The sequence below is a fragment of the Paraburkholderia antibiotica genome (assembly GCF_012927125.1).
In the GTDB taxonomy this organism is placed as follows: Bacteria; Pseudomonadota; Gammaproteobacteria; order Burkholderiales; family Burkholderiaceae; genus Paraburkholderia; species Paraburkholderia antibiotica.
In genome coordinates, this window is record NZ_JABBFZ010000009.1 from 190,960 (window position 1) to 203,995 (window position 13,036).

A 13,036-nucleotide genomic window follows, 5' to 3' on the forward strand; every position below is an offset into this window, starting at 1 on the left:
ATGAGCGAGCAATACGGAATGTTCTGTCCATGCTGCGGCAGCGCCGAACATCGCGCCATGAGCCGCAGAACTTTCATGAGTCTGCTCGCCGGCAGCGCGGCAAGCCTCGCGATGCCGGCTGCGTTCGCGGCGGACGCGTCCGCGGTGCCGTCGATTGCTTACGACTCGATTGCCAATCCCGTGCGTTTGCCGAACGACGTCTACTTCGGCGAATGCTCGGGCGTGGCGCTCAATTCGCATGGGCATATCTTCGTGCTGTCGCGCGGCAACACCACCGGCCCCGCGTATGGCGCGGCCGCCGCGCAACTGCTCGAATTCGCGCCCGACGGACGCTTCGTGCGCGAGATCGGCCACAACCTGTATGCGTGGTCGTTCGCGCATACGGTGAAGGTGGACCGGCACGACAACATATGGGTCACCGACAAGGGTTCGGACATGGTGATCAAGTTCACGCCGGAAGGACGCGTGGCGATGGTGTTCGGTCGCAAGCAGGAAGCGTCGGACGAAGAGACCGCGCCGCTCAAGCATCCGAATCCGCCGCTGCCCTCCGAGCCTGGGCGTTTCCGTCAGGTGACCGATGTCGCGTGGGACAAGGCCGGCAATACCTATATCAGCGACGGCTACATCAATTCGCGCGTCGCGAAGGTGGATCGCGACGGCAACTGGCTGAAGTCGTGGGGCGATCGCGGCACGGGACCGGGGCAGTTCCATACGCCGCACAGCATTGCCGTCGATGCGAACGATCATGTGTATGTCGCCGACCGCAGCAATCGCCGCATTCAGGTGTTCGATACCGAAGGCACATTCCTGCGCCAGTTCACGATCGACGTGCCGGTGCCGCCCGACGCGCGGCCTGCAATCGGCAACATGCCTAGCGAGGCGGAGATCGCCGCCGGCACGTTCGCGCCGGGCTCGCCGTGGGCGATCTGTATTTCGCCGGGACCGCATCAGGTGCTGTATAGCGCCGATGCGTTTCCGGGCCGCATCTATAAGCTCTCGCTCGACGGCAAGGTGCTCGGCGTACTCGGCAAAGCGGGCAAACAGCCGAAGGAGTTCGGCTGGATTCACCAGATGGCCTGTCCTTCGGAAAACGTACTATTCGTCGCCGAATTGTTGAACTGGCGGGTGCAGAAACTGGTGTTGCATGGGTGAATGGGCGGCGCCGTGGGTGGTATGTCGACGATAGATTAGATTCGCAGGTCGGGCGCGCCGCCGCCCGATCTGTAGTGCGAGAGCATGCTCAGTGCCGACATTCTACGCAGGCGTGCTGATTGACATCGAAGGAAATAACCACATAGTAAGCGGTATCGAAGGTCACACCTGAATGGTCAAGGCCTCTTTAAGTAGTCCGAATTCATCTACTCCCGATAACGGGCAGCCCACGTAACGCAATCTCCGAATGCTTTAACGCCGTCCGGCATTGGCTGGATGTCGGCTCTGCTTTATTGAGAAAAAGCAGCTCCATTTTCAGAGCAGTCTGAAAGACGCGCAGGTTAATCCCGCGCTACGTTCTAACAATACTCAGACGATACGGAGGAAACAATATATGCCAGAGAGGATGCGGCCCGCAGCAGAGATCGTTGCGGAAATGGAAAGCCACTTTAACGAAGCGTTTGAAGGATCCGAAGAGCGCGAGTGTATTAGCTGCCGTATAACGTTCGGGATATTCCAGGGGTTCCCGGATGTACCCCACGCCAGGACGATGCGCCGCAAGACCGGCGAAATGATTCCGACCAGTTCGATCAAGGCGCTTCCATCGGGCCACGATATGAGGCAAGCCCTAGGCGAAATTCAGGGATGCCGCTGTCGCAATCGCCCTGCCGGCCCGTTCGACGAACGGTTCACCATCAGGGATTACAACGGCAATCCTGTAGAGAATGTGCACTACCGGATTTTCGCTGACAACAGGGAAATCTGTAGCGGCAAGACAAACGCAGCGGGACAGACTTCCCGCGTTACGACGCAGGGTTTCAAGTTTCTAAAGATCGACGTGGAGGGCTAGAAGCGTGAACGACGACATGGAATGGCATACCGTCGACGACACAGCATTCACAAACACGACTCCCGTGTCGAATAGAGACGTCACCATCAATACAACCCCTATCTGCCCGAACATGACTAACAAGGAGTTCAGAAAAGAAGCGATGCGGGCGCGGGATATTGGCGTCGAGTTAATCAAAAGGCGTATCGAGGGTCTCGCTCGCTGGGACGAAAAGGAGCATGAACGTGTATCGAATTTCTTTGGCCGCGCAGATGACGCTACGAAAAAAGTACTGAGCGACGGGCTGCCGCGACTGCTTGCAGCAATGCAGCAACTGGTGCCGGAAAAGATCGTGAGATGGGACAGTGCGACGAACAGGATGCTGTCGTGTGTACCCCCGCTGGATAAGGGAACGAATCACGCCGCAGTCTGCAAACCAGATTCGGAAAAAAGGGTTATAGCCATCTACTCAGCATATTGCGAAAGTCCATTTGGCTTCCTGCGGGGTACGTGCAAGATAAAGACGATAATCCATGAATGTACCCATTTCACTGACACGTTTAATTCTCGCGACTGGGCTTACGCCGATAAGGAATCAAGTCTTCGCGTATATGCACTGATGAAACCAGAGAAGGCGATTGAGAACGCCGATAGCATAGTTGGATATATAGCAAATTTCGACAAAGTAATATCATGACAAAAAATACTAAAAGCCCCTGGTCCCGCTTGATGCTCGTCGCGTTCGCGTTATCCGCAGCCCTTTGCGCAGCAAGTTTCGGCCGCTCGTTGGATAGCCCTGAACCAAAAAGACCATCCAGCACCGGATGTCGCTTTTTGTACCACGTAGAACTTCAGTTGCCATTCAACACAACCGCCCTTTCAAATGCAAATCGTCGCTTGATTTCAGATGCGGTCAGCAAAGCTAAAAAATGGCCCGATGTGCAGATTCTGGCAGTCGTAGTCGCCGGTGCATATATTGATGAACGTGATCTGGATGTTTTGCAGGACCGCCGCGGCGAAGTGGTGAAAACGTATCTGAGGACACTTGGAATCTCGAGCAAAAACATCTACGTCGAACCTTACACTATGACAAGAGGTAGTGTGATGACACGCCCCGATGGCGAACCTGATATTCGGCAAATCGAAATCGAGCTAAGTCCGATATGCAAAGACGGAGATTGTCGATGGATGTGCGACGATCCACGGCTGGCGCCGAAACTTGAACCCTACAATCCTGATCCAAAGCCTCAATAGAATGAGGAAAGTCGCACCCGGGCCTTTCCGGTCTGCCATTCCTTACATCATTGGGCGCAATCGCATCGATCTTCGCAGCAGTAATTCCGTCGTGATAGTCACCAAAAGATGCACAACGCTAACCGAGAGGGTGCCAGGCACTCCGCTTGAATCCCTCTCAGTCCCGTGAAAATCAGTCGTGCTAGTTTCCGGTGTCATCCGATCGGTCGAGCCCAAGACGCCACCGTTCTTCCGCAACTCGCCGTCGCCAATTCTTCTGCGCCGCGCGTCAGCGATTCAACTGCTTATTGAAATCGCTATCGAGCTTCGCGAGCGAATCGTCGATATGCCGGCGATTCGTTTTGATCCACTGATCCTGTTGCGCGACGCGCGCATTCGCTTCTTTCAGCATGCGCGCCATTTCCGCGGGCTGCGGGCCGCCCACCGTCGCACGGTGATTGACGATCGCGACCGGGTCGAGCGTCGAGCGGAATTCGGCTTCGCTCATCGGCAACTCACCGGCATAAGGCGTATTCGCCACGGTCTCGCGATAAATGCGCTGGGCGTCGGCATACGGAAAGTCGAGCGGCTTGATATCTTTCTGCCGCGCGGACTCGACCATGTTCGACGCGAAGTGATGGCCAACGCGGAACGGCAGCTTGTATTTGCGCATCAGCACATCGGCCACTTCCTGCGACGCAGTCCAGTCGCTATTGAGTTCTTCGAGCGCGCGGTCGGAGTTGATGACGAGCGCGTTCATCACCGTTTGCCAGCCCTTCAGCGCGGCGATGCCGCTATCGATCATTTCGGTGTTCGTCCGCTGCTCCTTCGGATCGCTCATGCCGGGCGGCAGATTGTGCGCCTGCCACACCACGCCCTCGGCCAACGACAACGCCGTCGACGCCTCCGAGCGCGTGCGGATCAGTAGCCCCGGATTGCGCTTTTGCGGCATCGCGCTCGACACATAGGTATTGGCGCCGCCTTCCTGCAAAAGAATCCACGGCCGCGATTCGGCGTATTGCGTCATCACGTCCTGAATAAAGCTGCCGGTGTGCAGAGCGACGCTGGTCACGATCGCGCTCGCTTCGACCGGTTCGTCGACCGACGAAATCTGCGACGCGTCGTACGCGTTGTCGACGATCGCGTTGAAGCCGAGGTAGTGCGCCATACGCTCGCGATTCAACGGCCAGCTGGTGCCGTTGAGCACCGTCGTACCCATCGACGAACGATCGACGCGCACATACGCCTCGCGAATGCGCTGCGCGTCGCGGTCGAGTCCCGCCGCGAAGCCGAGCAGATAATGGCCATAACTATTCGGCTGGGCCGCGACGCCATTCGTGTAGTTCGGCACGACCGTCGACGCATAGCGATCCGCGAGATGGACCAGGGTCGCGGTGGTCTTGTTCAGTTGATCGGCGAGGTTCAGCAGATCGTCGCGCAGAATCGCCGAGCGGTAGGTCGCGTGCATGTCCTGACTCGAGCGTCCCGCATGCAGCAAGGTCACGTCTTCGCCCGCCGCCTTGATCAGCAGCGGCTCGAACGTAATCACGGTAGAGGGGCGTTTCGCGCCGGGCTGATTGCCGTCGGCGATGACCTTGGCGACACCCGCGGCAAGGCGCGGCGCCATGGATTTATCGAGCAGGCCTTCGTCGGTATTGATGACCAGCGTGGCTTTATTGATTTCGCCGAGCCAGAAGAACTCGTCGCGGGGAGGAAGCTGTTGCGCGAAAACCGGCGACGCGCAGAGAAGAATAGCGGCGGGAAGAAGCGAGGCGGGTAGTCTCATGTCGGGCGTGATGGGCGTGTGATGGGAATCGAACACGCCCGATTATAGGGGCCGTGCCCGCGCCTGCTATCCGCTCAGACGCGAGCCCCTGCCGCCGATGTCACGCCATCTCAGTCGTAGCGGCGATGCTTGTTGTGATGACGCTTGCCCGAACGGTAGCCGCGCGAGTAATCGTCCGCGTAGGAGTTCGAGCGCGAGATGTTGCCGCCCAGCGCCGAACCCGCGCCGCCGCCCACAGCCGCGCCGAGCAGGCCACCAGTACGGCCGCCCATCGCGTTGCCGGCCGCGGTACCCGCGCCGCCGCCCAGCGCGCCGCCGATGATCGCACCGGTGCGCTCGCGTCGATTCGATGTCACCGCGCCACCCGCGCCGCCACCGACCGCACCGCCGATTACCGCGCCCGTGCTGCCGCCAACCGCGCCGCCGAGTGCCGCGCCGGCCACACCGCCCACCGCGCCGCCGAGCATGTTGTTCATATCGCCAGCCAGCGCCGGCACCGACGACGCGGCGGTCAACGCAACCACGGCAACCATCTGAATGATTTTCTTCGACATAACGGGTCTTTGTGTTTTTGAGTGAGACGGCGCCGAGTATAGCGAGGCTTCAGAAAGCTTTCTGTAACCGGCAGCGTGCGACCCGGTAAGACGTGTAACAAAATGAAGCGCTCGTGCGGTAATTTTTGCACGCTCTTGCACGGCGTGGTCCACGTGAAAAGCACAAAGGCCGCTCGTTGTGAGCGGCCCTTCTGGCGATGTCGACGTGTTGGAAGAAGCAGGTACGGCACCGCGTCGTGCTGTGTCGTACCTCTGGAATCAGTACGGATTACTGATCTTTCTCTGTTCCCTTAGCCGCGTCGCGACTTCTTCAGTACGATCTTCTCGAACAGCTCGTACTCCTGCGTCGGCGTCTGATCCGCGCCCGGCGCATGGTAATAGCTCATCGTGATCGTCGTTTCGCCGCCGTGTCTGCCCGGATCGTAGTCGAACACCGCGATGCCGTAGCCCGTGCCGGTGTCGCGTTGCGCCGACCAAATCGCGTCTTCGACCGCGTCGGCGCTTGCACGCACGAACGTTCCCGCCGTGGTCGTCGATGGAACCGGACGATTCGGCTTCGTGAAGATGCGCGCTTGCGGCAGACCCGTGCCGGCATCCACCCCATAGACGTCGAGCGGCGCGCTCGTGCCGCCACCGCCGAGAATCAGGTGAATCGTGCCGTGGCTCGTATCGAATGTCGACGCGCCGGCCGACACCGCCGACATGATCGGCTTCGGCTGCAGCGTATCGACCGGCCGCCCGGTCGCGATGTCGCTGCCCTTGTTGTGATTGCAGCCGCGCACCGGATAGCTGCGTTCGTAGTCGTGATCGTGACCGCACACCACGAGGTCCACGCCGTAGCGATCGAACAGCGGCAGCCACGCTTCGCGAATGCCCTTGTCCGAGCCGTTGCCGGTCTTCGATGAACTGAGCGCGTCCTGATGCATCTGCACGACGATCCAGTCGACGTCGTTATCGTGCGCCGCTTGCTGCAGTACTTTTTCGAGCCAGCGCGTCTGCTCGCCGTTGCTATAGCCACGCACGTAGAGCGACGTGCCCGCCGGAATCGGCGCATTGCCGGTGCTCGCAACCGGCGTCAACGGCGCCGGGCCCGCGACGAATGCCGCGGCGTCCTGATAGACGACATCGTCCGCATCGAGCGAGATGAACAGCACCGAGCCGACGCGGAAGCTGTACCAGCGGCCCGGAAAGCGCGTGTGATTGTCAGGCAATGTATAGCGCGACAGATACGACGCGAGCCCCTGCTCGCCGTTGTTGAATTCGAGTTCGTGATTACCGGGACACGGCATCCACGGCCGCATCGAAGCCGACGTCTGTGCGTTGTTGCCGAAGTCGCGCCACACCTCCGGCTGCTGCATCGGGTTCAGGTTCGCATAACACAGGTCGCCGTTCAGCAGATGGAACAGCGGCTGGAAGCGTTCGACCGCCTGCACCGCGAAGCGGCTTTGCGGCGACGACAACACCCAGTTCGTGTTCGGCGTCGCGAGATCGCCGTAGCTGGTCCAGCGAAACGGCACGCGGCCGCGCGGCGCGGTGCGAAAGCTCGCGGTGAAAGGCTGCGATGCGTTGCCGTCGTTGTCGGCCGTCACTTCGTACTGATAGTTCGTGTCGGGCTTCAGGTCGCGCAGGCGGGCGTGATAGTTGAACACGACCTCGCCGTTGATGCCGTCGGTGTACGTGCTTTGCACCGCGTGCACCGCGCGCCGCGCGCGGTCCGCGCCATTGCCGCTCACACGCACCTGCGGATTGACCGCGAGCGCGAGCGACGACCACGAGACGGTCACTTCGCTCGTCGGATCGTTGCCCCACGTCAGGTGGATCTGCTCGGGTGTGCCATCGGGCGTACCGCTATTCGCGCCGCGCGCGCTCGAAGCCAGCGCGCCTGCCGCCGTGGCGAGACTCGAAACGCCGGCGAATTTCAGGAACCCGCGACGCGACACGATGGAAGCGCCCTGCTCATCGGCAGGCGCTGCATTGACGATTTTTTTGTTCGACATGTCCAGTGTTGTTGTTGAGGTGGAAGAATGCCAGCGCAAAACAACGCGTCGCGGCGCGAGCGCGGACGGTGGAGACGAACGATCCTAGCCGGGTGGCGATGACAGCCCGATGAAAACTTCGGAACAATAAAAAGCGCGGATTGGCGTTGTCTGTCGCGGTAAAAACGACAGAAATCGAAAGGAAAATGAATGAATTGGAACTGCGGATATCGAAACGAAAGTCTATTTCGATCTAATTGAAGGGAATTTGAAAAACTGCCAGTTAATTACCGGTGCATGACGCGATTCGATGTTGTCCGATTTCGCGCATGCAACCGGCTCGACTACATGGCATCCACTCAGGTCTGCGAGCTCGTGTCGTCCGCGGCTTGTGCGCTGTCGGCGGCGTCCTGCTTGTCTTCTTCCTTCTTTTCGACCAGCGATTCCAGCTTGCCCGCGCCTTCGAAACCCGCGACGGCAGCAATGCCCTTGGTCAGAAGACCCGCTTCCGGATCGACTTTGTCCGCTGCTTCAACAGCGGCAACCGCGCCTGCAATCTTGCCCACTTCGTCCAGAAGTCCCATGTCGCGCTCCCACAAAAAATAAGTGAAATGGCATCGTCTCACGAACTTCGCAACGTGTCGTTAATTGTTAAACGATTTAATGCTGACGACTTTGGAGCGAGCATTTAATCATTGAATTAATCTAATACGTGGGCGGTTGCGGATTATTCGCGGGATTCGTGTCGTAGCGGGAAATGCTGACAATTTCATTTCCGTCGACAAGCTTCGACAAGCCGGCTTCCAGTGCATCGGCCGTGTCCTTGCCGTAGACGTCGTCGCCGTTCACATAGATCGTGAACGAGCGCAGATACTTCGCCTTCTTCTCCGGATGCTCGATGGTCCGGCGCGTCCACTGGTACAGCGGATAATTCTCCGTGCCCATTCGCTCCGCTTCGCCGACATAGTCCGCGAATGCGTCGAACTGACATTTGAGCGTCGCGTGGTGCGCATGTAGAAGTGCGTGGAGCGCCGGATAAAATTCGCACGAGGGCTCCGCGCGCAATGAATCCGACAGCGCGGTCGAGACGGTGATGCGAAGCTGGAATTGCAGCGAAGCGGACATGGCAATCTCGGTAGCGGTACTGCAGGCGATAGCGCCGATCACGAACTCGCGCGCACGGTCTTGTCGGCAAGCGGTACATCGAGCACCGCTTCGTCCTGCTCGATTTCATCGCCGCGCATCGCCTTGCCGAGCAGATAGCCCTGTGCGTGCGTGCAGCCGCACACGCGTACGAAGTTGAGTTGCTCCTGCGTCTCGATGCCTTCGGCCGTGGTCGGCATGCCGATCTCGCGCGCGAGCGCAACGATGCCGCGCACCACGGCCGCCGATTCGCGCCGATGCAGCGCCTCTCTGACGAACGAACTGTCGATCTTCAGTTTGTCGAACGAGAAGCGCACGAGCGTCGACATCGTCGAAAAGCCAGTGCCGAAATCGTCGAGTGCGAGTCCGATGCCCAACGCGCGCAAGCGCGCGATGTTGCGGCGGGTCACTTCGTCGTCGTTCAATAGCGCCGTTTCCGTCACTTCGATATTGAGTCGCGTCGGCGGAAGCCTCGTTTTCCGCAGGATTGCCGTCACCGTCGACGCAAACGATTCTTCGCGCAACTGCACCGGCGACACGTTGACCGCGACGGTCACCTTGTCGCGCCACGTCGTCGCCGCCGTGCACGACTGCAGCAGAACCCATTCGCCCAATGCGAGGATCAGGCCGGTACGCTCGGCGGTCGGAATGAATGCGGACGGCGACAGCTCGCCGCGAGTCGGATGCGTCCAGCGAATCAGCGCTTCGCGACCCGACACCGCGCCGCTCGCGAGATCGATGATCGGCTGATACTCCATACGCAAACCGCTGAACGATTTCAGCGCGCCTTCGAGATCGCTGCGCAACAGGCTCAGGCTTTCATCCGACACATGCTTCTCGGTATCGAAGAGCGCGAACCCGCTCTTGCCGTTGCGCTTGACGCCATACAACGCGCGATCCGCGCAGATCAGCAATTGCGGACCCGTCTTCGCATGTTCGGGGTAGAGCGCGATGCCGACGCTCGCACCGATATGCACGAGCGCTTCGCTCAGCGCGAACGGCCGTGCCAGCACTCTGACAATGCTATCGGCCAGCATGCGCACGTCGCGCGGTTGCCCGGCGCCGTCCGAGATCGCGACGAATTCATCTCCCGCGAGACGGCCGACCTGATCGCCGCTCGGCAGCAACTCGCGCAAACGGGTCGCCGCCTCCTGCAGGATCTGATCGCCGGCGGCATGACCAAGACTGTCGTTGATCGCCTTGAAGCCGTCCAGATCGATCAGCAAGACCGCGAACGGTCGATCCGGATACGCCGCCCCCTTGCCGGTGCGTTCGAGCAATAGCTCGCTGATCCGTGCGCGGTTCGGCAGCCCCGTCAGACTGTCCTGGCGAGCGAGCCGATGACTGGTTTCGCGCGCGAGCAGCAGCGCAACGGTGTCACGGTTGCTGCGCAACGCGACCGTGAAGAAACCCGCCGCGCAAAAAGGTGCCTGAAACAACAGCACGAGCTTGCCGTTGCCTGGCGACATCGCTGCACCAACACTGAGCAGGCTCAGAATAAAGACGATCTGCAATAACACGAGTCGCGGCGTACTGGCATTACGCCCCGCCAATCCGCCGATCACACCGACCGCGCAAACGTTTCCAAGCAGGAAAAGTGTGGGGTTTCCGCTGATATTGCAGAGTAACGAGCCAATACCGAATAACACGCTCCACAGCAGACTCGCGAATAAAAACGCCGAGGTCGGCGTGGGCCGGCCTTGCGCGGCACGCGTGCGGCATAACCAGATCAATGTGAGCCGGGCGATCAGCAGTGTAATGACGGCAAGACCCCACGCGGCGTAGAGCGGGATCGGATAAAGGTAATAGGCGGTGGCGCAAACGCTGAGTTCGCAAATCGACGCGAATATGATTGACGAGGTTCGCGTAAACAGATTGGCCAGCAAAATTTGCCGGTTCTCCGGGCTCAGATTCTGAGCGGAGGACACCAGCCACCTGAAAAATGGAGACCTTGGTTCGGTAAAAGCCATGACCTGCGCATTTAACAGTGGGTGGGCTTGAATCGCGCGCGGGGTGACCTACGATGCGCGCATTACACAAATGTAAAATATCAGATCAATTAGTGCAATGGCGGCGAACGACTAAGCCGCACATATGTTTAAAGCACCGCATCATCGGCGCATGGGCTCCACCGCCTGATCTGCAGCGTGCATTCGCAGCGCATATTGATGCGACGCAGCGGGAAAAATATGTCGTGCGTTTCAGACACGACCTCCCGCAAATAAAAAAGAGGAAGAGCGCTGCTCTTCCTCCTCGATGACCATTACCACGTCGCCGCGATTAATCGGGGCGCCGATTCCGTTCAGTCGTACAGCACCGCCGAGATCTTCGGATCGTTCATATTGGTCTTGTCATACCAGTAGAAGCCCGTGTCGACCTTCTTCGGCAGCTTCTCGCCATGCAGCGCCTTCACCGCCGAATCGATCACGCACTTGCCGATACCGACCGGGTTCTGCGTAATCGCACCGGCCATCAGCCCCGACATGATGTTCTCCTTCTGCTCCTTGCCAGAGTCGAAGCCGATCAGCACGAGTTTCTTGCCGGACTCCTTCACGCCGATCGCCGCGCCTTCCGCAGAACCTTCATTCGCACCGAAGATGCCCTTCAGATTCGGATTCGCCTGGATCATCGCCTTGGCGATTTCCGCCGACTTCAGGTGGTCGCCGGCGCCGTATTGAACGGAAACGATCTTGATGTTCGGATGCTTCGACTTGATCTGATTGACGAAACCGTCGCGCCGATCCACGCCGGTGCGGCTCGTCTGGTCATGCACGATGACGGCGACTTCGCCGGCATTGCCGATCAGCTCGGCCATTTTATCGGCGGCGAGCGCCGCGGCGGCGATATTGTCCGTTGCGCAGGTGGTGAGCGGAATATCGCTGTCGACGCCGGAGTCGAATGCGATCACGGGGATCTTGTCGTTCTGCGCGCGCTTGAGTAGCGGAATCGCGGCTTTGCTATCGAGTGCGGCAATACCGAGCGCTTGCGGTTTCTTCGCAAGCGCGGCCGACAACATGTCGATCTGCTTGTCGACCATTGCTTCCGTTTCCGGTCCCTCGAACGTGATCCTGACGTTATTCGTTTTCGCCGATTGCTCGGCGCCCGATTTGACGGCCTGCCAGAACTGATGCTGGAAGCCCTTCGAAATGAGCGGAATATACGGCTGGTCCGCATACGCGAGACCGCTCGCGCCGACCAGCGCGCCGACACCGACCACGATACCGATTAGTCTTCTCTTCAACATGGGGCCTCCTCCTACGGGTGGGCTATCAAGCCATTGAGGGAGCCTCCACGTGCTCCCCTCTCTCTTGCACTTCGGTGTGCCGCGTCAGCTTCTCCGGCTGCGCCGCAGAATGTCCGCATAGACGGCCAGAATGATGATCAGACCGGTCACGACGATCTGCCACTCCTGCGCAACCGACATGATGCGCAGTCCATTGGTCAGCACGCTCATGATGAAAGCGCCGATGATGGTGCCGAGAATCGTGCCCGAGCCGCCGCTCAGCGACGTGCCGCCGATCACGACCGCGGCAATCGCGTCGAGCTCGTAGCCCTGACCGAGCGCAGGCTGCGCGGAATTCAGACGCGACGCGATCAACAGACCAGCGATGCCGCAAATCGCACCGCCCACGCCGTAAATCGCGATCTTCCAGCGATCGACGTTGACGCCCGAAAGCCGCACCGCTTCTTCATTGCTACCAAGCGCGAACGTATAGCGACCGAGCGCAGTGCGATTCAGCGTAATGGAACTGACGATCGCGAGAAAGAACAGGATCAGCACTGCATTCGGAATCGGCACGCTCGGCAGGAAATAGCCGATCAGCGAATCCTGCGAAATACGGTAGAAGTTCTCGGTGTCGGTGAAATAGATCGGCTTATCCGACGAAACCACCAGCGAGAGGCCTTTTAGCAGCATCATCATGCCGAGCGTCGCGATGAACGGTGGGATCTTCATCTTCGCGGTCAGCGTGCCCGATACGGTGCCACATACCGCGCCCGTCGCGATCGCGGCAAGCACGCCGAGCCACATCGGCAAATGCCAATAGGTGAGAAATACACCGCAAATCACGGCCGTAAAGGTCATCAATGTGCCGACCGACAGATCGATGCCGCCGGTAATGATGACGAACGTCGCGGCAATGGCCAGCACGCCGTTCACCGCGGTTGCCTGCAGAATGCCGAGGATGTTGTCCATCTGCATGAACGCGGGCGACGCGAAGCTGAAAAACACCAGCAGCAGAATCAGGCTCGCGAACGCGAGCATTTTTTGCAGCGCGGTAGGCGCGAAGATGCGGGCTCTCAGTCCGGAAGTTCGCCGTTCGTTATCGAGCGCCGCCGTATCCGATGATTGCAATGTCATGTC

Annotated in this window: 12 protein-coding genes; 4 read left to right on the forward strand and 8 right to left on the reverse strand. The window is 59.5% G+C overall.

Annotation, left to right across the window (positions count from 1 at the left end; genetic code table 11):
* From HHL14_RS17095 to HHL14_RS17110, 4 genes are all read left to right on the forward strand, one after another.
* Positions 1 to 1,152, forward strand: coding sequence for a peptidyl-alpha-hydroxyglycine alpha-amidating lyase family protein (locus HHL14_RS17095; protein ID WP_169498799.1), 1,152 nt, complete (start codon positions 1 to 3; stop codon positions 1,150 to 1,152).
* Between the two features lie 394 nt (positions 1,153 to 1,546).
* Positions 1,547 to 2,002 (forward strand): hypothetical protein, encoded by a 456-nt coding sequence (locus tag HHL14_RS17100; RefSeq protein ID WP_169498800.1) that lies wholly within the window; start codon positions 1,547 to 1,549, stop codon positions 2,000 to 2,002.
* 4 nt (positions 2,003 to 2,006) lie between these two features.
* Positions 2,007 to 2,678, forward strand: coding sequence for a M35 family metallo-endopeptidase (locus tag HHL14_RS17105; protein WP_169498801.1), 672 nt, complete (start codon positions 2,007 to 2,009; stop codon positions 2,676 to 2,678).
* On the forward strand, positions 2,675 to 3,235 hold the full coding sequence (locus tag HHL14_RS17110; protein ID WP_230413081.1) for an OmpA family protein: 561 nt from the start codon (positions 2,675 to 2,677) through the stop codon (positions 3,233 to 3,235). Before HHL14_RS17105 ends, HHL14_RS17110 begins: the two co-directional genes overlap by 4 nt.
* A 268-nt stretch (positions 3,236 to 3,503) precedes the next feature.
* Here the strand turns inward: HHL14_RS17110 and HHL14_RS17115 are convergent, their stop codons facing one another.
* The 8 genes from HHL14_RS17115 to HHL14_RS17150 all read right to left on the reverse strand — a co-directional run bounded on the left by HHL14_RS17115 (position 3,504) and on the right by HHL14_RS17150 (position 13,033).
* The gene (locus tag HHL14_RS17115; protein ID WP_169498802.1) at positions 3,504 to 5,000 is read right to left on the reverse strand and encodes a lyase family protein; all 1,497 of its coding nucleotides are present in this window, start codon (positions 4,998 to 5,000) and stop codon (positions 3,504 to 3,506) included.
* A 110-nt stretch (positions 5,001 to 5,110) separates the two neighbouring features.
* Positions 5,111 to 5,554 (reverse strand): hypothetical protein, encoded by a 444-nt coding sequence (locus tag HHL14_RS17120; RefSeq protein ID WP_169498803.1) that lies wholly within the window; start codon positions 5,552 to 5,554, stop codon positions 5,111 to 5,113.
* Between the two features lie 290 nt (positions 5,555 to 5,844).
* Positions 5,845 to 7,551 (reverse strand): fibronectin type III domain-containing protein, encoded by a 1,707-nt coding sequence (locus HHL14_RS17125; RefSeq protein ID WP_169498804.1) that lies wholly within the window; start codon positions 7,549 to 7,551, stop codon positions 5,845 to 5,847.
* Positions 7,552 to 7,889: 338 nt separating this feature from the next.
* The gene (locus HHL14_RS17130; RefSeq protein ID WP_169498805.1) at positions 7,890 to 8,114 is read right to left on the reverse strand and encodes a hypothetical protein; all 225 of its coding nucleotides are present in this window, start codon (positions 8,112 to 8,114) and stop codon (positions 7,890 to 7,892) included.
* Between the two features lie 121 nt (positions 8,115 to 8,235).
* On the reverse strand, positions 8,236 to 8,655 hold the full coding sequence (locus HHL14_RS17135) for a hypothetical protein (protein WP_169498806.1): 420 nt from the start codon (positions 8,653 to 8,655) through the stop codon (positions 8,236 to 8,238).
* 38 nt (positions 8,656 to 8,693) lie between these two features.
* A complete protein-coding gene (locus tag HHL14_RS17140; protein ID WP_169498807.1) occupies positions 8,694 to 10,643 on the reverse strand; it encodes a putative bifunctional diguanylate cyclase/phosphodiesterase in 1,950 nt (649 codons plus the stop codon).
* Between the two features lie 332 nt (positions 10,644 to 10,975).
* A complete protein-coding gene (locus HHL14_RS17145; protein WP_169498808.1) occupies positions 10,976 to 11,917 on the reverse strand; it encodes an ABC transporter substrate-binding protein in 942 nt (313 codons plus the stop codon).
* Between the two features lie 84 nt (positions 11,918 to 12,001).
* Complete coding sequence (locus tag HHL14_RS17150; RefSeq protein WP_169498809.1) at positions 12,002 to 13,033, reverse strand: ABC transporter permease; 1,032 nt, start codon at positions 13,031 to 13,033, stop codon at positions 12,002 to 12,004.
* Positions 13,034 to 13,036 lie beyond the last annotated feature (3 nt).

Coding starts and splice junctions, on each gene's coding strand:
- HHL14_RS17095 (WP_169498799.1), top strand. CDS start 1: ATGAGCGAGCAATACGGAATGTTCTGTCCATGCTGCGGCAGCGCCGAA.
- HHL14_RS17100 (WP_169498800.1), top strand. CDS start 1,547: ATGCCAGAGAGGATGCGGCCCGCAGCAGAGATCGTTGCGGAAATGGAA.
- HHL14_RS17110 (WP_230413081.1), top strand. CDS start 2,675: ATGACAAAAAATACTAAAAGCCCCTGGTCCCGCTTGATGCTCGTCGCG.
- HHL14_RS17115 (WP_169498802.1), bottom strand. CDS start 5,000: ATGAGACTACCCGCCTCGCTTCTTCCCGCCGCTATTCTTCTCTGCGCG.
- HHL14_RS17120 (WP_169498803.1), bottom strand. CDS start 5,554: ATGTCGAAGAAAATCATTCAGATGGTTGCCGTGGTTGCGTTGACCGCC.
- HHL14_RS17125 (WP_169498804.1), bottom strand. CDS start 7,551: ATGTCGAACAAAAAAATCGTCAATGCAGCGCCTGCCGATGAGCAGGGC.
- HHL14_RS17130 (WP_169498805.1), bottom strand. CDS start 8,114: ATGGGACTTCTGGACGAAGTGGGCAAGATTGCAGGCGCGGTTGCCGCT.
- HHL14_RS17135 (WP_169498806.1), bottom strand. CDS start 8,655: ATGTCCGCTTCGCTGCAATTCCAGCTTCGCATCACCGTCTCGACCGCG.
- HHL14_RS17140 (WP_169498807.1), bottom strand. CDS start 10,643: ATGGCTTTTACCGAACCAAGGTCTCCATTTTTCAGGTGGCTGGTGTCC.
- HHL14_RS17145 (WP_169498808.1), bottom strand. CDS start 11,917: ATGTTGAAGAGAAGACTAATCGGTATCGTGGTCGGTGTCGGCGCGCTG.
- HHL14_RS17150 (WP_169498809.1), bottom strand. CDS start 13,033: ATGACATTGCAATCATCGGATACGGCGGCGCTCGATAACGAACGGCGA.